Origin of the sequence: Pseudomonas sp. HN8-3 (assembly GCF_020790195.1) — a bacterium.
Classification (GTDB): domain Bacteria; phylum Pseudomonadota; class Gammaproteobacteria; order Pseudomonadales; family Pseudomonadaceae; genus Aquipseudomonas; species Aquipseudomonas synxantha_A.
The window spans coordinates 3,732,238-3,756,873 of the sequence record NZ_CP086206.1; the positions used below are offsets into that span (position 1 = coordinate 3,732,238).

Consider the following 24,636-nt stretch of genomic DNA (forward strand, 5'->3'; position numbering starts at 1 on the left):
GCATGACTCAGACATTGCACACCACGCTGCTGATTATCGGCGGCGGCCCCGGCGGCTATGTGGCGGCGATTCGCGCCGGCCAGCTGGGCATCCCCACCATACTGGTGGAAGGCCAGGCACTGGGCGGCACCTGCCTGAACATCGGCTGCATTCCGTCCAAGGCGCTGATCCATGTAGCCGAGCAGTTCCAGCAGACCGTGCATCACAGCCAGGGCTCACAACTGGGCATTGAAGTGGATGTGCCGACCCTGGACATCCGCAAAAGCGTGGAATGGAAAGACGGCATCGTCGATCGCCTGACCACGGGTGTCGCCGCGCTGCTGAAAAAACACAAGGTGCAGGTCGTTCACGGTTGGGCCAAGGTTATCGACGGCAAGACTGTCGAGGTGGGCGACCAGCGCATCCAGTGCGAACACCTGCTGCTGGCCACCGGTTCGAAAAGTGTCAACCTGCCGATGCTGCCGATTGGCGGGCCGATCATCTCGTCCACCGAAGCCTTGGCACCGACCCGCGTGCCCAAGCGCCTGATTGTGGTGGGCGGCGGTTATATCGGCCTGGAACTGGGTATCGCCTATCGCAAGCTCGGTGCCGAGGTCAGTGTGGTCGAGGCCCAGGAACATATCCTGCCCGCCTACGATGCCGAGCTGACCTTACCGGTGGCCGAGTCCCTGAAGAAACTCGGGGTGAAGCTGTACCTTGGGCACAGTGTCACCGGCTTTGCCGACAACAAGCTGCAAGTGCGTGCGCCCAATGGCGACACCTTGGCGCTGGACACCGACCAGGTGCTGGTAGCCGTTGGGCGCAAACCCAACACCCAAGGCTGGAACCTCGAAGCGCTGAACCTGGACATGAACGGCGCGGCGATCAAGATCGACAGCCGCTGCCAGACGAGCATGCGCAATGTGTACGCCATCGGCGACCTCAGCGGCGAGCCGATGCTGGCGCACCGGGCCATGGCCCAGGGCGAGATGGTGGCCGAACTGATCAGCGGCAAGACCCGAGAATTCAACCCGGCCGCGATTCCAGCGGTGTGCTTTACCGACCCGGAACTGGTGGTGGTCGGCAAGACCCCGGACGAGGCCAAGGCTGCCGGGCTGGACTGCATCGTGTCGAGCTTCCCGTTCGCCGCCAATGGTCGGGCCATGACGCTTGAGTCCAAAGCCGGTTTCGTGCGGGTGGTGGCGCGGCGTGACAATCATCTGATTGTCGGTTGGCAAGCCGTGGGGGCCGGGGTGTCCGAGCTGTCTACCGCGTTCGGGCTGAGCCTGGAAATGGGCTCGCGCCTTGAGGATGTGGCCGGCACCATTCACGCCCATCCGACCCTTGGCGAGGCGGTGCAGGAAGCGGCATTGCGGGCACTGGGGCACGCCTTGCATCTGTGAAACTGCGGTGACGCTATCGCAGGTAAGCCAGCTCCCACATTTGGAATGCAGTCAAATGTGGGAGCCGGGCTTGCCCGCGATGACGGTGGACCAGCCAGTACAAAGGCTCAATGGTCCACCCACCCGCTCCCACATAAGCCAAGAATGCAGTATTGTTGCTCCCATCCAGAAAAAAATCCGACTTGACCAGAGATAGAGGGTGTCATGGGTAACGAAAGCATCAATTGGGACAAGCTGGGTTTTGACTACATCAAGACCGACAAGCGGTTTCTCCAGGTCTGGAAAAACGGCGAATGGCAGGAAGGCACCCTGACCGACGACAACGTGCTGCACATCAGCGAGGGCTCCACCGCCCTGCACTATGGCCAGCAATGCTTCGAGGGCCTGAAGGCCTATCGCTGCAAGGACGGTTCGATCAACCTGTTCCGCCCGGACCAGAACGCTGCACGTATGCAACGCAGCTGTGCCCGCCTGTTGATGCCGCATGTGTCGACCGAAGACTTCATCGACGCCTGCAAACAAGTGGTCAAGGCCAACGAGCGCTTCATCCCGCCGTATGGCAGTGGCGGCGCGCTGTACCTGCGCCCGTTCGTGATCGGCACCGGTGACAATATCGGCGTACGCTCTGCGCCGGAGTTCATCTTCTCGGTGTTCGCTATCCCGGTCGGGGCCTACTTCAAAGGCGGCCTGGTGCCACATAACTTCCAGATCTCCACCTTCGACCGCGCTGCGCCGCAAGGCACCGGTGCCGCCAAGGTCGGTGGCAACTACGCCGCCAGCCTGATGCCGGGCTCTGAAGCGAAGAAATCCGGCTTCGCCGACGCGATCTACCTGGACCCGATGACTCACTCGAAAATCGAAGAAGTCGGCTCGGCCAACTTCTTCGGGATCACCCACGACAACCAGTTCATCACGCCGAAGTCGCCTTCGGTGCTGCCAGGCATCACCCGCCTGTCGCTGATGGAACTGGCCCAGACCCGCCTGGGCCTGGACGTGGTCGAAGGCGAAGTGTTCATCGACAAACTGGACCAGTTCAAGGAAGCCGGCGCCTGCGGTACTGCTGCGGTGATTTCACCGATCGGCGGCATCCAGCACAACGGTAAGATGCACGTGTTCCACAGCGAAACCGAAGTCGGCCCGGTTACCCAGAAGCTCTACAAAGAACTGACCGGTGTGCAGACCGGTGACGTTGAAGCGCCCGCGGGTTGGATCGTCAAGGTTTGAAAATGATCTGAACCTGCCACTTCAGAAAAAGGCCCATTCACCGCTGTCGGTGAATGGGCCTTTTTTATGCGGTGGGTTACTGGATGTGCAATCACCTGTGAAGATTGACAGTAGACAGTAAAAATCGGCACACCTAAGTTAACTCTCCTTCTAAACCCAGCAGGAGCCCATCATGGCGATCTATGAATTACGTGTGTCCGCAGAAGATTTCGAGAATGACGGTAGTAAAGAAATCGTGATGGAAACTTACATTAACAACGACCTTGATTGGGCCGTTTACGCGTCATCCAGCAAGCACGACGGGATTTACGATACCGCCTCGGCACCCGATGACGTCGACGGCGATGGAGACTACGATAACGATGACAAGGCGCTTTACCTGAACGTAGCCAACGCTTTCGCCAAAATGACAGCCTATGCCATAAAAAAACGAAAAAAAGCGAAGAAATAAAGCTCACCAGCCATGACCAGGTTGCCGTCGGTCATGCGCGTCAACCGTTGATATTTTCTGCAATCCTCTTACCCATACTGATCCTCGGCTCCACCCCATACCCCAACGCCTCATAAAACCCCACCACGACGTCATTGCCGCCGGTGATCTGCAGGTTGATCTTCATGCAGCCCAAGGCCGTCAACGCCTGCTCGGCATGGCGCACCAGCGACGATCCCAAACCATGGCGACGATAGTCGGCATGCACCGCCACCGAGTACAACCAGCCACGATGGCCGTCATAGCCCGCGAGAATCGTACCAATCACGGTTTTCTTGTCGGTGGCCACGAAGAACAGCCCATCGTTGACCGCCAGCTTCTTGTCAATCGCCAGGCTCGGCAGGTTGTGCGCGGTGTCATAGCCAAACGCCTGCTGCCATAACTCAATCACTTGGGCGCGATGCTGCCGGTCGCGGTAGGGGCCGATGGGATGCCGTGACAGCAAGGTCTTTTCCATGACCAGCGTGCGCTCGTTGCCATGATAGACATCGCGCACGGTGTGAAAACCCAGCTTGCTGTAGAACGGCTCGGCGGTCAGTGATGACGGCACACTCAACACCGTCACCCCGGCTTCGCGGGCACGCAGTTCGATCTCGATCATCAACAAACGGCCGATACCCTGCCCTTGCAGCTCGGGATTGACGAAGACCGAACGCACCACGTTGGCATCAAGGGCAGCGGTGGCGACGATTGAATGGTCCTGGGTAGCCACCAGCACAATACGGCGGTTGAGCAGTTCCAGAACCGCATCGGGCGTGAAGTGAGTGGCGACGCGAGCAATCACATCTGCTGGATAATCCCGTGCATTGCTGCTGTGCAAGGCCGCCAGAATGACCTGGCTGATGCCCTGGGCATCGGCTGCTTGGGCGAGACGAACAACGGTCGACATGACTCCTCCTGGCTGGCGCGACTGTAATGAACACCCCACTGTGCATGTGGAAGGGAGCTTGATCCCGATAGCGGTGGGTCAGCTAAAGATAAGCTATACGCCTCGTTGATGCCCTGCATATCGATCATTTCCACATCCCGGACAATCCTCTGTTCGGCGCAGAACCCAGCATCTCCCGGGCTTTCTGGATACGGCCGATCAGCGAACCGCAACAGGTGCGGGCAATGCCATTGACGCTGAACCGTTCAACCAAGCACGCCCATACAATCGGCGTCACCGCCCGCCCCCTAAGCTTTTGACTTTCTTAAAAGCGCTGGAGAGTAGGCATGTACAGAAAAGTGAGGGCGGTAACCCTGGCCGTGACATTGCTGGCCGGGGCCATGGCGGGCAGCGCATGGGCGGCCACGCCGGCAGTGGCTGTGGCGCCGCAATACGACACCAGCCATGTGTATGTAGCACCCGCTGATGTAGAGGGTTTTGCCCAGAGTTTCCTGGCCACGTTCGGGGGCAAGAGCACGCCCCAGGTGGTGGTCAATGTGCTGCCGGTGCCGAGCAGCACCACTTCGCAACTGTTGCAGACCCCTGCCGGCACGGTGTCACTGTTCGGCTTCACCACGCCCATCCCCCATCCTTTCGGCCAGGAGCGCAATGGTTATCTGGTCAAGGACATGGACGTGGCCCTGAAGGCAGCTCGGGACAACGGCGCTGCGGTCATCGTCAGCGATTTTCCCGATCCCATCGGCCGCGATGCGGTGGTGCAGTGGCCGGGCGGCGTGAACATGCAGCTGTATTGGCACACCAAGGCTCCCGACTACGCCGCCTTCCAGACGGTGCCGGAAAACCGCGTGTACCTCAGCGCCGATCGCGCCGACCGCTTTATCAAGGCGTTCCTTGGCTTCTCCCACGGCAAAGTGGTAGCCGATGACAAGCACGCACCTGCTGTGGAGGTGGGCCAGGCTGGCGGCACTTACCGACGCGTCGAAATCACGTCGCCCTTTGGGCGTATGGCGGTACTGGTGACCAACGGCCAACTGCCCTACCCCTTTGGCCATGAAACCACCGGCTATGAGGTAGCCGACCTGACGGCCACCCTGGCCAAAGCCACGGGCTCGGGCGCTACCGTACTGGTGCCGAGCTTCGCCAGCAAAGGCCGTCGCAGCGCATTGGTGCAATTCCCGGGCGGTTACGTCGCGGAAATTCACCAACTCATCGCGGCGAAATGATCCGTCGTACAGGCTGGGGCCTGGCCGTGCTGTGGCCGCTGGTGGTGGGCAGCGTACATGCCGACAATCAACCGACCCGCCCGGCCATCAAGGCCAATCGCTGGCAGGAAGACTGGTCTGTGCTCAAGGATCCGGCATTGCGCACGCAACCGTTGGACAACCTCAAGTACATCCCGCTGTCCGCCGCCAACCCGTTCACCTACCTGTCCATGGGTGCGACGTTGCGCGAACGCTTCGAGATGAACGACGCCAGCGGCTTCGGCGTGCGCGATGTAGCGCGTGATCGCTACCTGATCCAGCGTTTTCAGGTGCACGCCGACTTGCACCTCAACGAACACTGGCGGCTGTTCACCCAGTTGGAAGATGTACGGGCCTATGACAAAACCACCATCGGCGGCGCCGACCAGAACCGCGTAGACCTGCGCCTGGCCTTTGCCGAATACGTGAAGACCTTCAGCGCCGGCACCTTTAAGGCTCGGGCGGGTCGCCAGGACTTTGCCTTCGATTTGCAGCGCTTTATTTCGTCGCGCGATGGCCCGAATGTGCGCCAGTCCTTCGACGCGCTGTGGGCCGATTGGGAAACGCCCCAGTGGCGTTTTATCGGGATCGCCAGCCAACCGGTGCAATACCAGGATGGCCGGCACTTTGACGACAAATCCAATCGTGACGCGCGCTTCCACATGCTGCGGGTCGAGCGGCTGGTGGGCGGCAGCAATGAGTTGTCGGCCTATTACGGCGTCTACGAGCGCCGTGCCGCCCATTACCTGGATGCCGACGGCAACGAGACCCGCCAGTTGCTCGACGTACGCCTGGGCGGCGCGGCCCGGGGCTTCGACTGGGATATCGAAGCCATGCTGCAAAAGGGGTCGGTGGGCAGCCAGGCGATCCGCGCCTGGGCCGGCGGCAGCCGTACCGGCTACACCTTCGACACGCTGGCCTGGACACCGCGCCTCGGCCTGCAAGTGGATGTCGCCTCCGGTGACCGCAAGCGCGGTGATGGCCGCGTCGGCACCTTCAACCCGCTGTTCCCCAACGGCTACTACTTTTCCCTGGCCGGTTATACGGGCTACAGCAACCTGATCCACGTCAAACCATCAATCACCGTCAAACCCATCGCCAAGCTGAGCGTGCAAACCGCTGTCGGCCTGTTGTGGCGGCAGACCACCGCGGACGCGGTTTATACCCAACCCAACCTCGCCGTCGCCGGAACGGCTGGCCAGGGTCAACGCTGGACCGGCGCCTATGGCCAAGTGCGCACCGACTACGCGTTTACCTCCAACCTCAGCGGTGCAATCGAGGCCGTGCACTACGCGGCTGGCCAGACCCTGCGTGATGCCGGTGGGCACGACAGCAACTACCTGGGCATGGAACTCAAGTTCAGTTGGTAACCTCAGGCGAGCACACCCATACAAGCCTGGGCTCAGGTTAACGGCAATAGTGATACGGTTTTTTCAGCGCTTTTTTAACTCAAGCAAGGAGATTCAGATGAGCACCTTCGTTGCCAAAGACGGTACCCAGATCTACTTCAAGGACTGGGGCAGCGGCAAGCCCGTGCTGTTCAGCCACGGCTGGCCGCTGGATGCCGACATGTGGGAATACCAGATGGAGTACCTGAGCAGCCGCGGCTTTCGCACTATCGCGTTCGACCGCCGTGGCTTTGGCCGCTCGGACCAACCCTGGACCGGTAACGACTACGACACCTTCGCTGACGATATCGCGCAGTTGATCGAACACCTGGACCTGAAGGACGTGACCCTGGTGGGCTTTTCCATGGGTGGCGGTGATGTGGCGCGCTACATCGCCCGCCATGGCAGCGCTCGTGTCGCCGGCCTGGTGTTGCTGGGTGCCGTGACGCCGATCTTCGGCCAGCAACCCGACTATCCCCAAGGCGTCCCCACCGAGGTGTTCGATGGCATCAAGGCCGGCCTGTTGAAGGATCGCGCCCAATTCATCAGCGATTTCAATACGCCGTTCTTCGGTATCAACAAGGGCCAGCAAGTCTCGGAGGGTGTGCTCAGCCAGACCCTGCAGATCGCGATGCTTGCCTCGCTCAAGTCGACCGTGGACTGCGTCAGCGCCTTCTCCGAAACCGACTTCCGCCCGGACATGGCCAAAATCGACGTGCCGACCCTGGTGATCCATGGCGACGGCGACCAGATCGTGCCGTTCGAAACCACCGGCAAGGTGGCTGCCGAAATGATCAACGGCGCGCAACTGAAGGTCTACAAGGATGCACCCCACGGGTTTGCCGCGACCCACACCCAGCAGCTCAATGAAGACCTGTTGGCGTTCCTCAGCCGCTGAACCGCTTGCAACCTCCTCTCCTTGTTTGGCCGGGTTCGCCCGGCCTTTTTTTGCTCAGGCAAAGCGCTGAACCACTACCAGCCGCCCCGGCCCGGCAATGAGGATGCTGGTAAAGATGATCAACAGCAGCCAGCCGAACTGCCCCTCCCACAGCGTCCACTCTGGATGCACCACCAGCAAAGCGATGACCAGCACCGCCAGGATCGGCACGCACGCCAGGCGCACCAGCACGCCCGCAATGATCAGCAATGGGCACAGCACCTCGGCAAAGATCGCCAGCAGCAAGGTGACCTGGCCCCCCAGGTGAAACGGGTCTTCGATCAGCTTCAACTGTTCGCCGTAGTTGAGCAGCTTGGGCAACCCATGCACACACAACAGGAACACCGCCCCGCTGACCCGCAGGAACAACAGTCCGGTATCCTGATTTCTCGCTTCGTTCATACGCCACCTATGTCCGTCAATAATGATCGACGGCCAGTGTGTCCAAAGCCGCGCCGACGCACTTGCAGGCTTGTGCTGAAATCCTGCGGTTGCCCCAGGCCGTTGCATTGCCGAAAGAACCCGGCATGATCTTGCTGAACTGCCGACCCCGCGCTACGGTCCCAACCCATACGCTCATCGCTACAGGAACTTTTCCATGACGCTCCCCCAAGAAATGACCCTGATCGAAATCACCACGCCTGGCGGCCCCGACGTCTTGCAGCCACGGCGCGCGGACGTGCCAGTGGCCGGGCCAGGCGAGATTCTGATTCGCGTGCACGCCGCCGGGGTCAACCGCCCAGACGCGCTGCAACGCGCCGGCAAATACCCGATGAAACCCGGCATGAGCCCGATTCCCGGGCTGGAAGTGGCCGGTGAAGTGGTGGCGCTGGGCACTGGCGTGACTGAATACAGCCTGGGCGACAAGGTGTGTGCCCTGACCAATGGCGGTGGCTATGCGCAGTTTTGTGCGGTGCCGGCCAGCCAGGCGCTGCCGGTCCCGGCGGGCATGGACTGGATTCAGGCCGCCGCCGTGCCGGAAACCTTCTTCACGGTCTGGGCCAACCTGTTCGGCCTCGGCGGTGCCCATAAAGGCCAGCGCGCCTTGATCCACGGCGGCACCAGCGGCATCGGCACCACCGCATTGATGCTCTGCCAGGAGTTCGGTATCCAGGCATTCGCCACCGCCGGCAGCGCAGACAAATGTGCCGCGATTGCCAAGCTGGGCGCCGAACCGATCAACTACCGCGAACAGGAGTTTGCCGAGGTCATTGCCCAACAGACCGATGGCAAAGGCGTCGATGTGATTCTCGACATCATGGGTGCCTCGTACCTGAACAACAACCTCAAGGCCCTTGGCATGGACGGTCACCTGGTGATGCTCGGCTTCCTCGGTGGCGGCAAGGCTCATGACGTCGACCTGCTGACCATCCTCGCCAAACGCGCGGTGATCACCGGCTCCCTGCTGCGCGCCCGCACCCGCGAAGAAAAGGCCGCGATTGCCGAACAGCTACGCGACTACGTGTGGCCGGTGCTCAGCGCCGGGCGCTGCCTGCCGATCATCGACAAGGTCTACGCATACACCGACGCCGCCCAGGCCCATGCGCGCATGGAAGGTGGGGATCACATTGGCAAGATTGTGTTGCGGGTGGAGTGAGGCGCTTTCCTCAATCCTTGGCGACCGGCCAAGTTTGACGGTACTCGGCACAAATGTGGGAGGGGCGTGTGTCACTCCGGTTCGGCATACACCGGATAATCCACATACCCCGCCTGAGTCCCCCCATACAAGCCCTCTGCCTTCAACGCATTCAATGGCCAGCCATTGAAAATCCGCTGGGGCAGGTCCGGGTTGGCAATGAACGGCCGCCCGAAGGCGATCAGGTCCGCCAGCCCAGCCTCGACCAATCGAGCACCGCGCTCGGCGGTGTAGCGCCCGGCGTAGATGATCCTGCCGCTGAAGGTACTGCGCACCGCCTGGCGAAAGGTCTCGGGCAGGTCCGGCGCGTTATCCCAGTCGGCTTCGGCGATGGAAACATAGGCGATGCCCGACGCTTCCAGCACTTTGATCGCTTCGATATAGGTACGGTGCGGGTCCTCTTCCACCAGGCCAATGTAGACCCGATCCTGATCGGTACCGCTGAAAAGCGGCGAAAAGCGCACGCCCAGGCGCTGCGGCCCCACCACCTTGCACACCGCCTCGACAATCTCGCGCAGCAAGCGCAGGCGATTGTCCAGCGAACCGCCGTACTCATCCTCACGGATGTTGGAGTGGGCCGAGATGAACTGGTTGACCAAATAGCCGTTGGCCGCATGGATTTCCACACCATCGAACCCGGCGTCCAGGGCATTGCGAGCAGCCTGGGCGTAGTGCCCGACCAACTCGTCGATTTCCAGCGTGCTCAACGCACGAGGCACAGGTGGCTGCACCAGCTCACCCACACCCGGACCGGTTTCAATAAAGGCTTTGGCTTGCAGCGCCGGCAGTGCAGACGGCCCCACCGGTGCAGCACCGCCAGGTTGCAAGGCGTTATGGGACACCCGCCCCACGTGCCATAGCTGGGCAAAGATCACCCCACCCTCGGCATGTACCGCTGCGGTGACCTTGCGCCAACCCTCGATCTGCGCCGGTGTATGGATGCCCGGCGTCCATGCGTAGCCCTGGCCGCGCGGCTCGATCTGCGTACCCTCGCTGACCATGAAGCCGGCACTGGCACGCTGGCGGTAATATTCGGCCATCAGGTCGGTGGCGATATTGCCCGGCTGGGCGCTGCGCTGGCGTGTCAGCGGCGGCAGCACAACGCGATTGTTCAAGCGATGATGCCCCAGCTTTATCGGGGTGTTCAAAATGCAGTCAGGCATGGGGATATTCCAAATTCAGAACGAACGAAAACCCTGGCGACTCCTGGGAGTCGCCAGCGCGTACCTCGGTTTATTAACTTAAGCGCTGAGTGTCAGCAGGGCCTTGGCCACTTCGCTGGAGCTGCCCGGGTTCTGCCCAGTGACCAGCAAGCCATCGACAATCACAAAGGATTGCCAGTCGGCGCCCTTCTCATACTTGCCGCCCAGTTTTTTGAATTCATCTTCAATCAGGAACGGCACAACATCGGTCAATTGCACCGCGGCTTCCTCAGAGTTGGAGAACCCGGTCACACGGCGGCCCTTGATCAACGGCTCACCGTTGACTGCCTTGACGTGGCGCAAGGCACCCGGTGCATGGCAGACAAATCCGATGGGTTTGCCGGCCCGTTCGAACGCCTCGATCAACGCGATGGACACCGGTGACTCCGCCAGGTCCCACAGCGGGCCGTGGCCGCCAGGGTAGAACACGGTGTCGAAGTCGGCGGTGTTGACCGTTTCCAGCTTCACCGTGGTAGCCAGGGCCTGCTGCGCAGCCGGGTCTGCGGCGAAGCGCGCTGTCTGCTCGGTTTGCGCATCCGGTTCATCGCTCTTCGGGTCCAACGGCGGCTGGCCGCCGGCCGGGGAAGCCAGCACCACATCGGCGCCAGCATCCTTGAACGCGTAATAAGGGGCGGCAAACTCTTCGAGCCAGAAGCCGGTCTTGCGCCCGGTATCGCCAAGCTGGTCGTGAGAGGTCAGTACCATTAATACTTTCATTTTCCAGTGCCTCGATCGATGTGAGTAGCAGGGTTTTCAGGGCCGCCCAACAACTGTTGGGTCAGCAGCAGCGCCTCGCAGAACGGCGCAGTGGTACGGGTGATCTTGCCCATGACGCTGGTGCCCAACCATAGCGCATACAAGCGCTTGGCAAGGCTGTGCGGAGCGTGCTCGAACCTGAGCGAGCCGTCTTCGACCCCGCGCTCCAGGGCCAGCGCGAGTAACTCGATGGTGCGCGAAGTACCGCGCTGCAACGCCAATCGCATCGGCTCTGACAGGTCAGAGACTTCAGCCCCCAACTTGACGGCCAGGCACTTGCCGGTATCGGTGCAGCCAGTGTGGTTGTCGATCCAGCCTTGCCAATAGCGCATCAACTTGGCGTGATGGGTTAAACCCGGCTGATCCAACAGCTGCTGCATACCTTCGACGTACTGATCGAAATAGGTATCGAGCAACACCACGCCAAACGCATCCTTGGAGTTGAAGTAGTGATAGAACGAGCCCTTGGGTACTTGTGCGGCGTGCAGGATTTCGTTCAAGCCCACCGCGGAAAATCCCTTGGCACCGACGATGGATTGCGCACGTTCAAGAATCGCTTGCCGTGCACTGCTGCTTGCGTTGCTCATGCTTGCCTCCGTGCGATTAGACCAGTCGTCTAGTTCGTTGGGGCCATGTTAGGCAGCGAGGCAACCACTCACAATGTCATATCCGCAAGGATTCCGGACATGCGCCAAAGTCGGTTGCCGTTTGCCCGGTACACGCCGACAATCCCCTCTCCCTGCCCCTTGGAGAGATGCAATGCACAGCGTTGCGCTGATGGTTTACCCGAACTTCCAGTCGTTGAGCCTTAGCCTGGGCTCGGTGTTCGAGTGCGCCAACCTGCTGCGCGGCGAGCCGGCCTATGAATTTCACCTGGTATCGGAAAGCGGCGGCGCGGTGATGACCTCCCAGGGCTTTTCAGTCAATACCAACGCCATCCGCCCAGAGGGTTATGACACTCTGATCGTCAGCGGCTATCTGGAGTTTCGCCTACCGGAGGCCAACCTGCTGGAACTGGTCAAGGCAGCATCAGCACAGTCGCGTCGGGTGGCCTCGTTATGCATGGGCATCTTTGTGCTGGCGGAAGCGGGCCTGCTTGCCGGCAAACGCACCACCACCCACTGGATCCACGCGCCGGCGTTTCGCAAGCGCTACCCGGATATTCGCCTGGAAGAAGACAAGTTGTTCGTGGTGGACGGCCAGGTGTGGACCGGTGCCGGCATGAGCGCCGGGGTCGACCTGGCACTGGCGATGGTGGAGAACGACCTGGGCAGCGACCTTGCGCGCCGCATCGCACGCAAGCTGGTGATAGCCCAGCGCCGCGGCAGCGAGCAATCGCAACTCTCAACCTTGCTGGAACTGGACCCCAAATCCGACCGCGTGCAACTGGCCCTGGCCTATGCGCGTGAAAACCTAACCCATGATTTATCGGTAGAAGCCTTGGCCGAAGTCGCCCGGCTCAGCCCGCGCCAGTTCAGCCGAGTGTTTCGCGAAGAAACCGGGCAAACCCCGGCCAAGGCCATCGAAGCCCTGCGGGTGGAAGCGGCGCGGGCGATGATGGAAACCAGCCGTCACCCGGTGGAAGTAGTGGCCCGCGAAACCGGGTTTGGTGATCGCGAACGCATGCGCCAGGCGTTCCTCCGTGCATTCGGGCAGCCGCCCCAGGCGATGCAGCAGGTGTTGTTCAATCCAGGCTAGGGGCCTAGCCGAGTTGTTGGCGTTCGATCTGTGGGAGGGGGCTTGATCCCGATGGCGGTGGGTCAGCCGCAATATCAGGTGACTGGCCCACCGCTATCGGGAGCAAGCCCCCTCCCACATTTTGATCTCGGGGCATCAGTTACGGTGTGCAAGCCTTTAACCTCAGCACAACCCGCCCGTCAGTGCAGCGAAACCCGCGTAATCAGGTAGCTCACCAGCTGCGGATCATCCTCCAGTTCAATCGTCTGCACCGGGCGCGGCAGGGTATCCAGCACGGTACGCCAGAACGCCTGGGACACTTCGTCCTGATCATAGAAACGCACCAGCCAATTGGCCTCGCCGCTGCACAGTACCTGGCTGGCAATGGCGCGGCCGATACCTTTGCGCCGATAACGCTTGAGGATGAACAGGTCGGCCAGTTCCAGGGCCTCGATACCGGGCAATTCGCTGCCCTCGATCAACAGGAAACCGGCGATATAACCATCGACCAGCAACAGGTTGGCGCTCCACTGCGGGTCGTGCCAGTAGCGGGCCAGATGCTCGTCGTGGATGTAGAAACGGCCATCGGCCTCAACATCTTCCTGTTCCCAGTCCGAGGACTCGTAGGCGTAGTACTGGTATAGATTGCGAATCAGCTCGGCGTCTTCAGGGCCGGTCTGGATCAATTCAACGGTGGTTTCAGGCATGGGGCTCTCGGTGGAAAAACGCAGGGCGCCATTGTTCACAAAAGTGCCTGCCACGCCAATGGCTTGTCGAATCCTTTCTATTGGCTGAACCGAATGCAAATAGCGGTTGCCCTGGCCAAATTCCTGAAACATTTAGAATAAACTTCGCCGGTTTCCACCTTTCGCTCAAGGACACGTATTGTGACCAACGTCTGTACCGCCGGCCTGGATGTGGGCTTTGCCTCCCTGGATTACCTGCAAATTTTCATCCTGGGGGTAATCCAGGGCATCACCGAATTGCTGCCGGTGTCGTCCACCGCCCATATGCGCGTGGTGCCCGCCCTGCTCGGCTGGCAAGACCCGGGCTCGGCGTTTTCGGCGGCCATGCAATTGGCCGCGCTGGCGGCAGTGGTCAGTTACTTCTGGCGGGATGTGCGCCAGGTCACCACCGGCAGTATCAGTGCGGTGCGCCGGGGCGACTATAACGATCGGTGGTTCAAACTGGCGGTGGCGATCGTGCTGGCGACTATCCCGATTGGCATTGCCGGGTTGGCGCTGTCTTCGACCCTGAATGCATGCAACTCGCCATTGCGCGGGCTGATGGTGATCGGCATTTCCTGCGTGGTGATGGCGGTGTTGCTGGCACTGGCCGAAGTGCGCGCCCGCCATACCCGCGACGTAAGCCAAATGCGCTTGCGCGATGCGCTGATCGTGGGGGTGGCGCAGATCGGCGCGTTGATTCCTGGGGTGTCGCGTTCGGGCTCCACGCTGACCGCAGCGCTGTTCCTGAATTTCAAACGTGAGGAAGCGGCGCGCTTTTCTTTCCTGCTGGGCCTGCCGGCCATTGCCCTGGCCGGTTTGAAAGAACTGTGGGTGCTGCTGCGCGCCGACCTCCCTGCCCACGCCTGGCCGCACTTGATCTTCGGCCTGGTGGTGGCGAGCATCTCGGCGTTCTTTGCGATCTGGGGCCTGATGAAGTTCCTGGAGCGCTTCTCCACCTGGCCGTTCGTGATCTACCGTGCGCTGCTGGGGATCTTCCTGATTGTGGCGGTCAGCAGCGGGTTGTTGAGTTAAGCCGCCGGTTCGCGGTCGGCCAGCGCTTCAAGCAGATCGGCCGAGGGCACGAAAAACAGGCCGCCAGTCACGGCGGTACTGAAGTCGAGCAAGCGGTCATAGTTGCCGACCGGGCGGCCAACGAACATGTTTTCCAGCATCTGCTCCAGAGGCTGCGGCGAGCGTGCGTAGCCGATGAAATAGGTGCCGAACTCGCCGGCACCGGGGCGGCCGAAGGGCATGTTGTCGCGCAGGATCTTCACTTCCTCACCGTTCTCGTCAGTGATGACGGTCAAGGCGCTGTGGGAGTTGCTCGGCTTGGTTTCTTCGTCCAGTTCGATATCTGCCAGTTTGGTGCGCCCGATTACCTTCTCCTGGGCTTCTACCGTCAAGCCGTTCCAGGCGCTCATGTTGTGCAGGTATTTCTGCACCACTACGTAGCTGCCGCCCTCGAACTGAGGGTCTTCGTCACCGACCAGGGTGAATCTTTCGGCCTTGCGCCCTACCGGGTTTTCGGTGCCGTCGACAAAACCGATGATGCTGCGCATATCGAAATAGCGGAAACCCTGGACCTCATCCACCACCTTGACGCTATCGCCCAAGGCAGCCATCAATTGGGTCGCCAGCTCGAAACACAGGTCCATCTGCTCGGCGCGGATATGCAGGAGGATATCGCCCGGGGTCGACACCGCCTTGCGCCCTTCTACACCGAATTCGCGGAACGGATGCAGCGACGCCGGGCGAGGCGCGCCGAACAGCCGGTCCCACGCATCCGAGCCAAAGCCGCAGACGCAGGTCAGGTTGCCCGACGGCACGCGCTTGCCCACCGAACGCACAAGGCCTGCGATGTCGGCGCACCAGCCACGCACGTTTTCAACTGCATCGGGGGCCAGGGTGGCGACCATGAAAATCGCGCTGCTGGTGATCGGGTGGCACACGGACTGCGGTTCGAGAGGTGGCTGGACAGGGCAGGTTTTCATCAGGCAGATCCATAGACTAAGGTCGGTTTGAACCGACGCAGGTTAGCAGATCAGCCGTGACAACTGGCCCACACCTGGCGAATCAGCGCTTTCATCTTGAGCGCCTCGGCCCAGCGATCAGTGAGTTCTCGCCCCATTGCATCGGTGATCGCATAGGGTGGCGGGCCCAGTTCGCAGGTGAAGGGCAGGCTCTGGGGCGCGTCGGCACGGGTCAGCCAGTCGTCGATCCCATAGCGCCACCAGCCGGTAAAGCGCTCGACCCAAGGCTGGTGCTGAGGAAAATCCAGGCCAACCTGCACCTGCTCACTGCTGGCGATGCGGCCATGAAAGCCCCAGCTATGACGCAGGATCGTGCGTATCTGTTCGTCGTCTTCCACACTGCCGGGCTCGGGCAACTCGCGGCCAACCGCGTAGTGGGACAGGTCCGCGAGCAGTTTCAGGTCGGGCATTTGCGCCAGCAGGTCGAGGGTGAACAACAGGTCGTTGGTCAGTCGATAACGGTGGGTTTCCAGCAGGATCGGGAAGTCCACCTGTTCGGCCAGGCGCTGCCAGCCTTCGATCAGCCTGACCGCCTCGGCCTGGGTACGCGGGCGCACATCGGCTTGCAGGGTCAGGTGGTGACAACCGTAGCGGCCGATCACTTCCAATGCCCTGGCCAGATCATCCACCGATTGCGGGAACAGTTGACCTTCGATCTGCAAACCTCTGGCCGTGGCGGCAGCGTACAAGCGCGAGACTGCGGCCGGCGTCCAGTAATGGTCGGTGATGCCGTCAAAACCGGCGGCGACGATGCGGTCCAGTTGCGCTTCTTGGCTGCCGGGCTCGGTTTGCATGGCCCACAGTGATTGGAATACCAGGAGTTGGTGCATCTCAACCTCGCAGCAGGTGTTTGAGGGACGTATCGGCATCTGCCAGGCTCGCCACGTCAAGCGCAATGCGTGCAGTGATCAAGCGCTCGCACAGCTTGATGTCCCTGGCGGCGCGGTTGCCCGGAGCCCAGCCGAAAGCGCCTTGCAATCGGGCGTTGGTGTCTAGGCAAAACAGCAGCAGGCCACCGTCGGGCAACGCACGGCTGACCGACCGCGCAGTCATCGCCCCGACGGAATGCAAACCCCAGTCGAATTGGTCGGACCAGAAACCCGGGACCCTCTCGAACGGCAGTTCTTTGCCCAACAGATTCAACGCAGCGTGACGCCCCTGGGCCTCGGCGTTGCGCCAGGTTTCCTGACGCTGATAGACGCCGCCGAGACGAAACTCACAGACATCCCCCGCCGCGTAAATATCCGGTGCGCTGGTGCGCAGGCACGCGTCGACCCGAATGCCCTGCCCTACTTCCAACCCTCCCGCCGCTGCCAGCTCAATGTTGGGTTGCATACCAATACCGACCGCCACCAGGTCACAGGGCACCCGTTGCCCATCGACCAGTTGCACGGCGTCGGCGTGGACGCACTCCAGGGCAACGTTCAAGTGCACGTCCACACCCTGCTGACGATGCAGCGCCAACAGCGCTTCACTGATCATTGGCGGCAGCGCCCGGGCGGCCAGCCGCGGCCCCGCTTCCAGCACCGTGACCTCGCAGCCCAGGCCCCGCGCCGTAGCGGCCACCTCCAGGCCGATGAAGCCCCCGCCGACCACCACCAACCTGGCGCCTGGCTTTAATTCATTGCGCAAGGCCAACGCTTCATCATGGGTGCGCAGGTAGAACACGTTGGCCTGCTCCTGGGGCAAGCGTCGCGCCCGGCCTCCGGTGGCCAGCAGCAGGCCGGCATAGGTCAACCATTGGCCGTCAGCCAGTTGCAGCCGATGATGCTGCGGCTCCAAACGGCTGGCGGGGTTGCCGGCGATATGCTCAATGCCAAGCGCAGCCAACCGTGCACTGTCGCACAGGCTGCATTCCGCCAGGTCCGTCGAGCCTTGCAGCACGCCTTTGGACAACGGTGGGCGTTCGTAGGGCAAGTGCGCTTCATCGCCGATCAGGATCAGGCGCCCGCTGTAACCTTCTTCACGCAAGGTCAGTGCCGCACGTCCACCGGCATGACCAGCGCCGACGATGATCAGGGTCTGGTTCATCATCCGGCCGTGACAGCGAGCAGTACCCGCCCCGCTTCGACCCGCACCGGATAGGTCTTGAGGTTGACGCACACCGGCGCGCCCAGGGCTTGGCCGGAACGGTAATCGAAGCGCCCGTTGTGCTTGGGGCACTCGATCACATGGTCCATCACCAGGCCGTCCGCCAGGTGGATTTTCTCGTGGGTGCACAGGCCGGCGGTGGCGAAAAATTCATCCTCGGCCGAGCGGTACACCGCGTAGGTGTGAATACCGTGGTCGAAGCGCAGCACGTCTTCTGCTTCTATTTCGCCCACGGCGCAGACGTCGATCCATTGATCGTTCATGCATTTATCTCCAATGACTGGCTTTTACTGTGTGGCGAGCAAGCTCCCTCGCCACGGGTCGGGCGTTGGACGAAATAGCTGGGGTCGCTGCGCTGGCGCCAAATAGTCGGAATGATTTCCTGGTAGGCCTCCCACAGGTTGGCATACGGCGGTGGGCAGTCGCTGCGGATCTCTTCGTGCAGTTGACTGAGCGCGTGGTAAGGCACCATCGGGTACATGTGGTGTTCGAGGTGGTAGTTCATGTTCATGTAGATAAAGCGCAGCACCCGGTTCATGTAGATGGTGCGGCAGTTACTGCGATGGTCGAGCACATCTTCGGCCAGGCCCACATGCTGGCTGAGGCCGAACAGGTAGCCGAGCCAGGCACCATAGAGACTGGGCAAGCCCACCAGCATCAGCGGTAGCCAGCTGTGCAGGTACAACGCGGCGCCGATGATCAGCGCATAAATCCCAATCCATATACGTGCGGCACGGAATACCTTGGGCCATTCGGATTCAGGGATGAAGTCTTGCTCCTGGGCACTCATGCGCCCGAGCGCATGGCGGGCTACGCCGCTGAAGGTCTTCCAGGCCAGGGGCAGGTTGAACAGGCTGAGGGCCATCATCCACAGGCTCGGCGGGCGCGGCTCGACGATCTCCGGGTCGCGGCCGACGACGATGGTGTCGGTGTGATGACGGGCATGGCTCCAGCGCCACACGTGAGGTTCGAACAGGCACATGAAGCTCGCCACCTGGTACAACGCATCGTTCATCCAGCGGGTCTTGAACGCAGTGCCGTGGCCGGTTTCGTGCCAGCGCGGGTTGGACGCCGTTCCGTAGAGCACACCATAGGCGAGAAAAAACGGTACGCAGGCCCAGGAGCCCCAGAACCAATAGCCGCCAAAGCCTGTGGCCAACAGCGTCGCAGCCCAGATGGCCGTGTCGAGCAAGGCCGGGCCATCGCGGCGTTGCATCAGTTCTTTCATGCGTTTGCGCGAGATGGGTGACTGGTACCAGTTGGCCGAGACCAGACCCTTTTCGGCGGCACGGGCCGCTTCGGGCCCGGTGAGGCTGTAGTCGCGTCGGGCGCGGTGAGCGGTGGGTTCAGGCATTGTTATTGTTCTCCGCAAGCGTGGGTTTCAGGTGCTTTTCGAAACCAACGATAGAGCGCAGCCAAATCACCCTCAAGGCCTTGAATCCATTCCCTATCAAGCTATCATCCAGGCCCAGCGGGGCTTGATAGTTTTCTATCAAGACGCTCAAGGGGCCTGCCATGCACAACAATAAACGCCCAACCATCGCCACCGTTGCCGCCCATGCGGGGCTCAGCGTAGCCACCGTCGACCGCGTGTTGAACGCCCGCGCTCCGGTCAACCCCGGCACGGCCGAACAGGTGTTCCAGGCTGCCGAAGCGGTGGGCTATTTTGCTGCGCGCCTGATCGGCCAGCGCATCCGCGAACGGCGGCCCACCTACCGTTTCGGCGTGCTGTTGCTGGGCACCGCCCAGGCCTTCTATGCCAACCTCGCCCAGTCAATAAGCGATGCAGCGCAGCATCACGCCACCGCCAACCTGAGCTGCCAGTTCGACTACATCAACGACCGTTCACCGAATGCCATCGTCGCGCAGATCGAGCAACTGGCGGTACAGTGCGACGCCCTGGCGGTGGTCAGCTTCGCCCATCCGCTGATCAACGCCTGCCTGGCGCAGATTCGTGAAGCCGGCGTACCAGTGGTTGCGCTGCTGTCGAATATCCATGAGCAGGCCCTCGAACCCTATGTGGGCCAGGACAACCACGTGGTCGGGCGCACCATGGGCTGGCTGCTGGCACACACCTGCGGCGCACGCAAAGGCAGCGTGGGCATCCTGTTGGGCGGCCATCGTTTTCTCGGGCATCAAGCACGGGTCGAAGGCTTGCACAGCTACCTGGCCGAACACGCGCCGGGCCTCAAGCCGTTGGAGCCGCTGATCAACCTGGATAACTGCGACATCACCGAGGAAGCCACCCTCGACCTTCTTGCCCGCCACACCGACCTGCGCGGCCTGTGCGTGGTGGGCGGCGGCGGTGACGGCGTGATCAACGCCCTGGCGCAACTGCCCAAGCGTCCGGCGCTGTGTTGCATTCTGCAGGAGTCGACCGAACTGTCACGCCAGGCGTTGAGCCGCGGCTTGATCGATGTGGTAATGGACTCGCAGCCGCGGCAGACGGCGGCGGCGCTGGTGCAACTGCTGGTGCAGTTGCTGAATGACGAAGGCTTCGATCCGGTGCGGCATCGGGTGCATATACCACCGCAGATAGTGACCCCGGAAAACATGGGCACCTGAGACATGGAGAGGACAATGCGGGGCGGTGCGACGATTCAACTTGCGCCCCGTCAAAAACTCAGAGGCTGACCCAGCGCTATCGGGGCATGGGTATCTACACAACGCTCTAGCAATCAGCGGTAACCACGATGCGCAGCGAGCCGCTCTTGATCTTGATCTGCTTTTGATCTCAGGCGCCCCGTTAAACCACGCTGGCCGGAATTCGACAGGGATTTGAGGGGTAAACCGGCAGGGATGCCGAGTGGTGGGGCGAGGACCTTTTGCTTACTTTTGGCTGGGCCGGCATTCCGGTCCTTCCAAAAGTGAGCCGCTGTAAGAGCGGAACCCTAAGTAGCCGTTACCGCAGGAATGGATATGTACTCGGTCTGATCCAACATCCTGATCGGCTGTCAGGTCGCCATCGGGAGCAAGCCCCCTCCCACATTTAATCTGCACACGGGCAATCATTCACCGCCCGCGAAAATCCCCTGCACTCAAACCAAACCGCCCCATCTTGTTGTACAGCCCACCCCGCGACACGTTGAGTTGCCGGGCCGCCAGGCGAATGTTGCCACCCGTGTTTTTCAGCGCAGCGACGATGGCGTGCAGTTCATGGCTGCTCAGATCCTGCGCGGGCTGGGGCTGGTAAAGGCGCAGTGTCGCCCGTTGCTGGGTTTCCAGCGGCAAGTCAGCCGGTTGGATCAACTCCCCCATCGCCAGGTTGGTCGCCCGCTCGATGGCGTTTTCCAATTCACGCACATTGCCCGGCCAGCCATGGGCTGACAGCAGCGCCAGCGCCTCCGGCGAGAAACCCTGCACTGGCTTACGCAACGAACGCGCACAGCGCTGCAGGAAATGCCGTGCCAACAGCGGGATATCCTCGCGGCGCATACGCAACGGCGGCACGGTGAGGTTCAACACATTGAGGCGGTAGTAAAGATCCTCACGAAACGCACCTTCGGCCACTGCCTGGCTCAAGTTGCGATGGGTGGCGGCGATGATGCGCACGTTCACTGGCCGCGAATTTTTCGCACCCACGCGGGTCACTTCCCCCTCCTGCAACACCCGCAACAGGCTGACCTGGGCATCGAAGGACATGTCGCCAATTTCATCCAGGAAGATGGTGCCGCCATCGGCTAATTCAAACTTGCCCGCCGACCCACCTCGCGCCGAGCCGGTGAACGCGCCTTCGACATGCCCAAACAGTTCGCTCTGCACCAAGTCCCGGGGGATGGCGCCGCAGTTGACCGCCACGAACGGGCCGTTGCAACGCTCGCTGGCGTTATGAATGGCCTGGGCAAACAGCTCCTTGCCGGTGCCGCTTTCGCCGAGGATCAAAGTGGTGGCGTCGCCGCGACTGGCAATGCGCCCCAGGTGCAGCGCGTCCTGGATCGCCCGTGAGGTACCCTGGATGGTGTCGAAGGTATAGCGTGCCTGGGTGCCGATAAGGCGCCGGGTGATTTCGCGGATGCGGCGGTTTTCGCGCACCGACACGATCACCCCGCCCTGCTCCAGCGGGCATACCGAGACCAGGCAGGCGAGCTGGCTGCGGTCGTGCAGCTCAAAGGTGCAATCGAGGTCACGCACCGGCTCACCCAGCGCGTCGCTCAACTCACTGCGCCCCAGGCGCTGGAACGAACTGCCGATCAGCTCCAGCCCCACCCCGAACAACTGCCGCGCATAACGGTTGAGTGCCTTGATGCAGCCGCGCTCATCCAGTACCACCAAGCCTTCGTTCAGCACTTCGAGCACCGCTTGTTGTTCTTCCAGCAACACCTGCAGCGCCATCTGCCGCGACACCGCTTCGGCTGCCGCCTGGACGGTGCCCAGGGTATGGAAATGAAACCAGCCGGGCTCGGCGGTCAGCGTGAGCATGGCCAATGTCAGGCCCTGGGCATCCTTGATCGGCGCAGCGGCGCAGTGCATGCGGCGCTGGCGCAGGGCGCCGGCGAAGTTCTCCTCGGCCAACACGTACATCAGGCGATCTTCGGCCAGCGCCAGCCCGGTGCAGTTGGTGCCCTGTACCGATTCCAACAGGCGACTGCCCACCGGGGTGATATCCAGCCCACAGAAATACAGGGTGGTGCCCTCGTCATCGGTAAGGTTGATATGGCCGCGAGGGTTATAGGCCAGCAAGCCGTGCATGACTTGCGCGGCGGCGGCGATCAGTACGCGGTGATTGGCCAGGGTTGCCGCCAGCGTTTGGGCGGCAACGAAACGGTAGTGGCTGTGACCGGGATCGATCCTTGCCTCGAGACTGCGCCGCCACGAATCCCAGATGACCTGGCGCACCTCGGCCGGGCGTTCGACCTGGCCGGACAGACACGCTCGCCAGCCCTGCTCCAACGCAGCGACGGGTCCGTCATTCAGCGCATCAGGTCCAAGGGCCGTGAGGTATTCGAGGTCTTGCACGCTGAATGTGAGGCTCATCAAGGCATCCATGTTCATATTTTTGACATGCCAGTATAGACATGTCATCTGAATGAACACATTTTGTTTACTGATTTTAATAACCTATTAAAAATCAGTTAGTTATGAGTTGGCACACCCCTTGCTCTTACCTCTATGCCAGCCAGGACTGTCCTGCGGGCCAACAATAAAAAGGGGTCACTTCATGAGTACACAGAATATCCGCCTGGGCTTGATCGGTGCCGGTCGCATGGGCAGCTTCCACGGCCTTACGGCGGCGCGCCACATCCCCGGTGCCTGCCTCGCCGCCATCGCCGATCCTACCCCAGGCCAGGCCGCACGCCTGGCAGCAGAGCTGGGGGTGGACAAGGTCTACACCGACCCGCAACAGCTGTTGGACGACCCGGAGATCGACGGCGTACTCATTGCCGCCCCCGCCCGCAGCCACGCCGAACTGGTGATCGGCGCGGCCCGCGCCGGCAAAGGTATCTTCTGCGAAAAACCCATGGCCATCACCCTGGACGAAGCCGATCGCGCCATCGCCGCTGCCGCCGACGCCCGCGTGCCGTTGCAGGTCGGTTTCAATCGGCGTTTCGCCAAGAGCTTCCGTACCGCGCACCTCGATGTCGCCGCCGGCCGCATCGGTACGCCGCAGTTGCTGCGCTCGCTGACCCGCGACCCGGCACTGAACAACCCTGCCAACTCGCCGCAATGGGTGATCTTCCTGGAAACCCTGATCCACGACTTCGACACCCTGCGCTACCTCAACCCCGGCGCCGAAGCGGTGCAGGTGCATGTGATGGCCGACGCGCTGATCGCACCGGCGTACAAAAGCCAGGGTTTACTGGACACCGCCGTGGTCACGATCCGCTTCGACAACGGCGCCATCGCCACCGCCGAGGCCAACTTCCAGGCGGTGTATGGCTACGATGTGCGCGGTGAAGTGTTCGGCAGCCAAGGCATGCTGAGCATGGGCAGCCTCAATGACTGCGACCTGGTGCGCTACCTGGCCGAGGGCATCCAGGCCGACACCCAACGAATGGACACTGACCTGCTGCGCGACGCCTACATTGCCGAACTCAACCACTTCGTCGACTGCCTGCGCAGCGGCGCCAAGCCCTTGGCCAGCGGTGAGGATGCGCGAGCAGCCCTGGCAATTGCCCGCGCCTGCATTGAGTCGTACGAGACCGGCAAGGCCGTGGCCGTGCAAGGGGCGCGCCCATGATGCCGTTCAAATTAGCCGTCAGCGCCGAGATGGTGTTCCTCGACCTGCCCTTCATCGAACGGGTCAAACGTATCCACGCCCTGGGGTTCAGCGCCGAAATCTGGAGCTGGACCGACAAGGACATCGACGCCCTGGCCGCGACCGGCGCGGACTTCACCTCGATGACCGGCTACATCAGCGGCACCCTCACCGACCCCGAAGGCAGTCGCCAACTGCTCGACAGCGCCCGCGAATCCCTGGGCATCGCAGAGCGCCTCAATTGTCCCAGCCTCAACCTGCACGGCACCGGCCTGGGCGCCGGCGGCCTGCCGGTGCAGCCGGTCAACCAGGCCACCGGCCGCATGTGGCTGAGCGCCTGCAAGACCCTGGAAAAAATCGCGCGCCTGGGGGAAGACGCCAGCCGTGTGTTCCTGCTGGAAAACCTCAACACCGCCGTCGATCACCCCGGTACGCCGTTCGCCCGCGCCGACGACACCCTGGCCCTGATCGAAGCCGTGGGCAGCCCGCATCTGAAGATGAACCTGGACCTGTACCACGCGCAGATCGGCGAAGGAAACCTGATCGAATTGATCCAGCGCGCCGGCAGCGCCATTGGTGAAATCCAGGTGGCCGACGTGCCCGGGCGCAAGGAACCCGGCACCGGCGAAATCCACTACCCGGCCATTGCCCGTGCGCTGCACGCCATGGGCTACACCGGCGTAATCGGCCTGGAGGGCTGGGCCAGCGGCACCAGCGAAGTGGCCCTGGAGCGCTTCCGCCAGGCATTCACCCTATAACAATAAAAGGA

The 24,636-nt window shown here is 61.8% G+C and carries 24 protein-coding genes; 12 read left to right on the forward strand and 12 right to left on the reverse strand.

The genetic code is table 11. The annotated features are described in order from the left end of the window. The first annotated feature begins 2 nt into the window (after positions 1-2). The 3 genes from lpdA to LJX92_RS16405 all read left to right on the forward strand — a co-directional run bounded on the left by lpdA (position 3) and on the right by LJX92_RS16405 (position 3,057). A complete protein-coding gene (gene lpdA / locus LJX92_RS16395; protein WP_103735478.1) occupies positions 3-1,382 on the forward strand; it encodes a dihydrolipoyl dehydrogenase in 1,380 nt (459 codons plus the stop codon). Positions 1,383-1,586: 204 nt separating this feature from the next. Beyond that, a complete protein-coding gene (locus tag LJX92_RS16400; protein ID WP_005789450.1) occupies positions 1,587-2,606 on the forward strand; it encodes a branched-chain amino acid aminotransferase in 1,020 nt (339 codons plus the stop codon). Positions 2,607-2,778: 172 nt separating this feature from the next. Beyond that, positions 2,779-3,057, forward strand: a complete 279-nt coding sequence (locus tag LJX92_RS16405) for a hypothetical protein (RefSeq protein WP_050549410.1) — start codon at positions 2,779-2,781, stop codon at positions 3,055-3,057. Between the two features lie 40 nt (positions 3,058-3,097). Here LJX92_RS16405 and LJX92_RS16410 read toward each other — a convergent pair whose 3' ends face one another. After that, complete coding sequence (locus tag LJX92_RS16410) at positions 3,098-3,985, reverse strand: GNAT family acetyltransferase (RefSeq protein WP_228308618.1); 888 nt, start codon at positions 3,983-3,985, stop codon at positions 3,098-3,100. 326 nt (positions 3,986-4,311) lie between these two features. Between LJX92_RS16410 and LJX92_RS16415 the strand changes: the two genes are divergently transcribed. The 3 genes from LJX92_RS16415 (at position 4,312) to LJX92_RS16425 (ending at position 7,512) form a co-directional block, all read left to right on the forward strand. Next, entirely contained in the window at positions 4,312-5,208 is an 897-nt protein-coding gene (locus LJX92_RS16415; protein WP_228308619.1) for a VOC family protein, read from the forward strand. Further along, on the forward strand, positions 5,205-6,596 hold the full coding sequence (locus LJX92_RS16420; protein ID WP_148853563.1) for an alginate export family protein: 1,392 nt from the start codon (positions 5,205-5,207) through the stop codon (positions 6,594-6,596). Before LJX92_RS16415 ends, LJX92_RS16420 begins: the two co-directional genes overlap by 4 nt. A gap of 97 nt (positions 6,597-6,693) precedes the next feature. After that, the gene (locus LJX92_RS16425) at positions 6,694-7,512 is read left to right on the forward strand and encodes an alpha/beta fold hydrolase (RefSeq protein WP_005789458.1); all 819 of its coding nucleotides are present in this window, start codon (positions 6,694-6,696) and stop codon (positions 7,510-7,512) included. 54 nt (positions 7,513-7,566) lie between these two features. On the opposite strand, the gene LJX92_RS16430 is transcribed toward LJX92_RS16425, so the two are convergent. Then, the gene (locus LJX92_RS16430; protein ID WP_032880465.1) at positions 7,567-7,953 is read right to left on the reverse strand and encodes a DoxX family protein; all 387 of its coding nucleotides are present in this window, start codon (positions 7,951-7,953) and stop codon (positions 7,567-7,569) included. Between the two features lie 196 nt (positions 7,954-8,149). Here LJX92_RS16430 and LJX92_RS16435 point away from each other — a divergent pair, with 196 nt between their 5' ends. Continuing rightward, positions 8,150-9,148: an NAD(P)H-quinone oxidoreductase gene (locus tag LJX92_RS16435; protein WP_032880463.1), complete on the forward strand. Its 999-nt coding sequence runs from the start codon at positions 8,150-8,152 to the stop codon at positions 9,146-9,148. Between the two features lie 71 nt (positions 9,149-9,219). Here LJX92_RS16435 and LJX92_RS16440 read toward each other — a convergent pair whose 3' ends face one another. From LJX92_RS16440 to LJX92_RS16450, 3 genes are all read right to left on the reverse strand, one after another. Further along, entirely contained in the window at positions 9,220-10,350 is a 1,131-nt protein-coding gene (locus LJX92_RS16440; RefSeq protein ID WP_228308620.1) for an alkene reductase, read from the reverse strand. A 78-nt stretch (positions 10,351-10,428) separates the two neighbouring features. Then, entirely contained in the window at positions 10,429-11,106 is a 678-nt protein-coding gene (locus LJX92_RS16445) for a type 1 glutamine amidotransferase domain-containing protein (protein ID WP_032880459.1), read from the reverse strand. Then, positions 11,103-11,732 carry a TetR/AcrR family transcriptional regulator gene (locus LJX92_RS16450; protein WP_032880456.1) on the reverse strand — a complete coding sequence of 210 codons (630 nt, stop codon included), beginning with the start codon at positions 11,730-11,732 and terminating at the stop codon, positions 11,103-11,105. The genes LJX92_RS16445 and LJX92_RS16450 overlap by 4 nt, the downstream gene beginning before the upstream one ends. 172 nt (positions 11,733-11,904) lie before the next feature. Between LJX92_RS16450 and LJX92_RS16455 the strand changes: the two genes are divergently transcribed. After that, entirely contained in the window at positions 11,905-12,843 is a 939-nt protein-coding gene (locus LJX92_RS16455; RefSeq protein ID WP_032880454.1) for a GlxA family transcriptional regulator, read from the forward strand. A gap of 179 nt (positions 12,844-13,022) precedes the next feature. On the opposite strand, the gene LJX92_RS16460 is transcribed toward LJX92_RS16455, so the two are convergent. Further along, a complete protein-coding gene (locus LJX92_RS16460; protein WP_032880453.1) occupies positions 13,023-13,661 on the reverse strand; it encodes a GNAT family N-acetyltransferase in 639 nt (212 codons plus the stop codon). A gap of 48 nt (positions 13,662-13,709) precedes the next feature. Between LJX92_RS16460 and LJX92_RS16465 the strand changes: the two genes are divergently transcribed. Then, positions 13,710-14,582, forward strand: a complete 873-nt coding sequence (locus tag LJX92_RS16465; protein WP_078821756.1) for an undecaprenyl-diphosphate phosphatase — start codon at positions 13,710-13,712, stop codon at positions 14,580-14,582. Here the strand turns inward: LJX92_RS16465 and LJX92_RS16470 are convergent. From LJX92_RS16470 to LJX92_RS16490, 5 genes are read right to left on the reverse strand one after another with little or no spacing between them, the layout of a single operon-like run. Then, positions 14,579-15,541: a Dyp-type peroxidase gene (locus LJX92_RS16470; RefSeq protein WP_228308621.1), complete on the reverse strand. Its 963-nt coding sequence runs from the start codon at positions 15,539-15,541 to the stop codon at positions 14,579-14,581. The two genes, LJX92_RS16465 and LJX92_RS16470, sit on opposite strands and share 4 nt — an antisense overlap. A gap of 50 nt (positions 15,542-15,591) precedes the next feature. Continuing rightward, a complete protein-coding gene (locus LJX92_RS16475; protein ID WP_223018456.1) occupies positions 15,592-16,410 on the reverse strand; it encodes a sugar phosphate isomerase/epimerase family protein in 819 nt (272 codons plus the stop codon). A 1-nt stretch (position 16,411) separates the two neighbouring features. Beyond that, positions 16,412-17,611, reverse strand: coding sequence for an NAD(P)/FAD-dependent oxidoreductase (locus LJX92_RS16480; RefSeq protein ID WP_228308622.1), 1,200 nt, complete (start codon positions 17,609-17,611; stop codon positions 16,412-16,414). After that, entirely contained in the window at positions 17,611-17,934 is a 324-nt protein-coding gene (locus LJX92_RS16485; RefSeq protein ID WP_032880442.1) for a MocE family 2Fe-2S type ferredoxin, read from the reverse strand. The genes LJX92_RS16480 and LJX92_RS16485 overlap by 1 nt, the downstream gene beginning before the upstream one ends. After that, positions 17,931-19,025 carry a fatty acid desaturase family protein gene (locus LJX92_RS16490; RefSeq protein ID WP_148853567.1) on the reverse strand — a complete coding sequence of 365 codons (1,095 nt, stop codon included), beginning with the start codon at positions 19,023-19,025 and terminating at the stop codon, positions 17,931-17,933. The genes LJX92_RS16485 and LJX92_RS16490 overlap by 4 nt, the downstream gene beginning before the upstream one ends. Before the next feature lie 161 nt (positions 19,026-19,186). On the opposite strand from LJX92_RS16490, the gene LJX92_RS16495 reads away from it, so the two are divergent. Then, positions 19,187-20,236 (forward strand): LacI family DNA-binding transcriptional regulator, encoded by a 1,050-nt coding sequence (locus LJX92_RS16495; protein WP_228308623.1) that lies wholly within the window; start codon positions 19,187-19,189, stop codon positions 20,234-20,236. 447 nt (positions 20,237-20,683) lie between these two features. Here the strand turns inward: LJX92_RS16495 and LJX92_RS16500 are convergent, their stop codons facing one another. Beyond that, positions 20,684-22,645: a sigma-54 interaction domain-containing protein gene (locus LJX92_RS16500; protein ID WP_228308624.1), complete on the reverse strand. Its 1,962-nt coding sequence runs from the start codon at positions 22,643-22,645 to the stop codon at positions 20,684-20,686. Positions 22,646-22,829: 184 nt separating this feature from the next. Between LJX92_RS16500 and LJX92_RS16505 the strand changes: the two genes are divergently transcribed. Both LJX92_RS16505 and LJX92_RS16510 read left to right on the forward strand, forming a co-directional pair. Further along, entirely contained in the window at positions 22,830-23,849 is a 1,020-nt protein-coding gene (locus LJX92_RS16505) for a Gfo/Idh/MocA family oxidoreductase (protein WP_228308625.1), read from the forward strand. After that, complete coding sequence (locus LJX92_RS16510; protein ID WP_228308626.1) at positions 23,846-24,625, forward strand: TIM barrel protein; 780 nt, start codon at positions 23,846-23,848, stop codon at positions 24,623-24,625. The genes LJX92_RS16505 and LJX92_RS16510 overlap by 4 nt, the downstream gene beginning before the upstream one ends. The last annotated feature ends 11 nt before the right edge of the window (positions 24,626-24,636 follow it).

What these genes read in the sequence shown, in the direction of transcription:
- lpdA (WP_103735478.1), top strand. Translation starts at nt 3, where the DNA reads ATGACTCAGACATTGCACACCACGCTGCTGATTATCGGCGGCGGCCCC.
- LJX92_RS16400 (WP_005789450.1), top strand. Translation starts at nt 1,587, where the DNA reads ATGGGTAACGAAAGCATCAATTGGGACAAGCTGGGTTTTGACTACATC.
- LJX92_RS16405 (WP_050549410.1), top strand. Translation starts at nt 2,779, where the DNA reads ATGGCGATCTATGAATTACGTGTGTCCGCAGAAGATTTCGAGAATGAC.
- LJX92_RS16410 (WP_228308618.1), bottom strand. Translation starts at nt 3,985, where the DNA reads ATGTCGACCGTTGTTCGTCTCGCCCAAGCAGCCGATGCCCAGGGCATC.
- LJX92_RS16415 (WP_228308619.1), top strand. Translation starts at nt 4,312, where the DNA reads ATGTACAGAAAAGTGAGGGCGGTAACCCTGGCCGTGACATTGCTGGCC.
- LJX92_RS16420 (WP_148853563.1), top strand. Translation starts at nt 5,205, where the DNA reads ATGATCCGTCGTACAGGCTGGGGCCTGGCCGTGCTGTGGCCGCTGGTG.
- LJX92_RS16425 (WP_005789458.1), top strand. Translation starts at nt 6,694, where the DNA reads ATGAGCACCTTCGTTGCCAAAGACGGTACCCAGATCTACTTCAAGGAC.
- LJX92_RS16430 (WP_032880465.1), bottom strand. Translation starts at nt 7,953, where the DNA reads ATGAACGAAGCGAGAAATCAGGATACCGGACTGTTGTTCCTGCGGGTC.
- LJX92_RS16435 (WP_032880463.1), top strand. Translation starts at nt 8,150, where the DNA reads ATGACGCTCCCCCAAGAAATGACCCTGATCGAAATCACCACGCCTGGC.
- LJX92_RS16440 (WP_228308620.1), bottom strand. Translation starts at nt 10,350, where the DNA reads ATGCCTGACTGCATTTTGAACACCCCGATAAAGCTGGGGCATCATCGC.
- LJX92_RS16445 (WP_032880459.1), bottom strand. Translation starts at nt 11,106, where the DNA reads ATGAAAGTATTAATGGTACTGACCTCTCACGACCAGCTTGGCGATACC.
- LJX92_RS16450 (WP_032880456.1), bottom strand. Translation starts at nt 11,732, where the DNA reads ATGAGCAACGCAAGCAGCAGTGCACGGCAAGCGATTCTTGAACGTGCG.
- LJX92_RS16455 (WP_032880454.1), top strand. Translation starts at nt 11,905, where the DNA reads ATGCACAGCGTTGCGCTGATGGTTTACCCGAACTTCCAGTCGTTGAGC.
- LJX92_RS16460 (WP_032880453.1), bottom strand. Translation starts at nt 13,661, where the DNA reads ATGTTTCAGGAATTTGGCCAGGGCAACCGCTATTTGCATTCGGTTCAG.
- LJX92_RS16470 (WP_228308621.1), bottom strand. Translation starts at nt 15,541, where the DNA reads ATGAAAACCTGCCCTGTCCAGCCACCTCTCGAACCGCAGTCCGTGTGC.
- LJX92_RS16475 (WP_223018456.1), bottom strand. Translation starts at nt 16,410, where the DNA reads ATGCACCAACTCCTGGTATTCCAATCACTGTGGGCCATGCAAACCGAG.
- LJX92_RS16480 (WP_228308622.1), bottom strand. Translation starts at nt 17,611, where the DNA reads ATGAACCAGACCCTGATCATCGTCGGCGCTGGTCATGCCGGTGGACGT.
- LJX92_RS16485 (WP_032880442.1), bottom strand. Translation starts at nt 17,934, where the DNA reads ATGAACGATCAATGGATCGACGTCTGCGCCGTGGGCGAAATAGAAGCA.
- LJX92_RS16490 (WP_148853567.1), bottom strand. Translation starts at nt 19,025, where the DNA reads ATGCCTGAACCCACCGCTCACCGCGCCCGACGCGACTACAGCCTCACC.
- LJX92_RS16495 (WP_228308623.1), top strand. Translation starts at nt 19,187, where the DNA reads ATGCACAACAATAAACGCCCAACCATCGCCACCGTTGCCGCCCATGCG.
- LJX92_RS16500 (WP_228308624.1), bottom strand. Translation starts at nt 22,645, where the DNA reads ATGAGCCTCACATTCAGCGTGCAAGACCTCGAATACCTCACGGCCCTT.
- LJX92_RS16505 (WP_228308625.1), top strand. Translation starts at nt 22,830, where the DNA reads ATGAGTACACAGAATATCCGCCTGGGCTTGATCGGTGCCGGTCGCATG.
- LJX92_RS16510 (WP_228308626.1), top strand. Translation starts at nt 23,846, where the DNA reads ATGATGCCGTTCAAATTAGCCGTCAGCGCCGAGATGGTGTTCCTCGAC.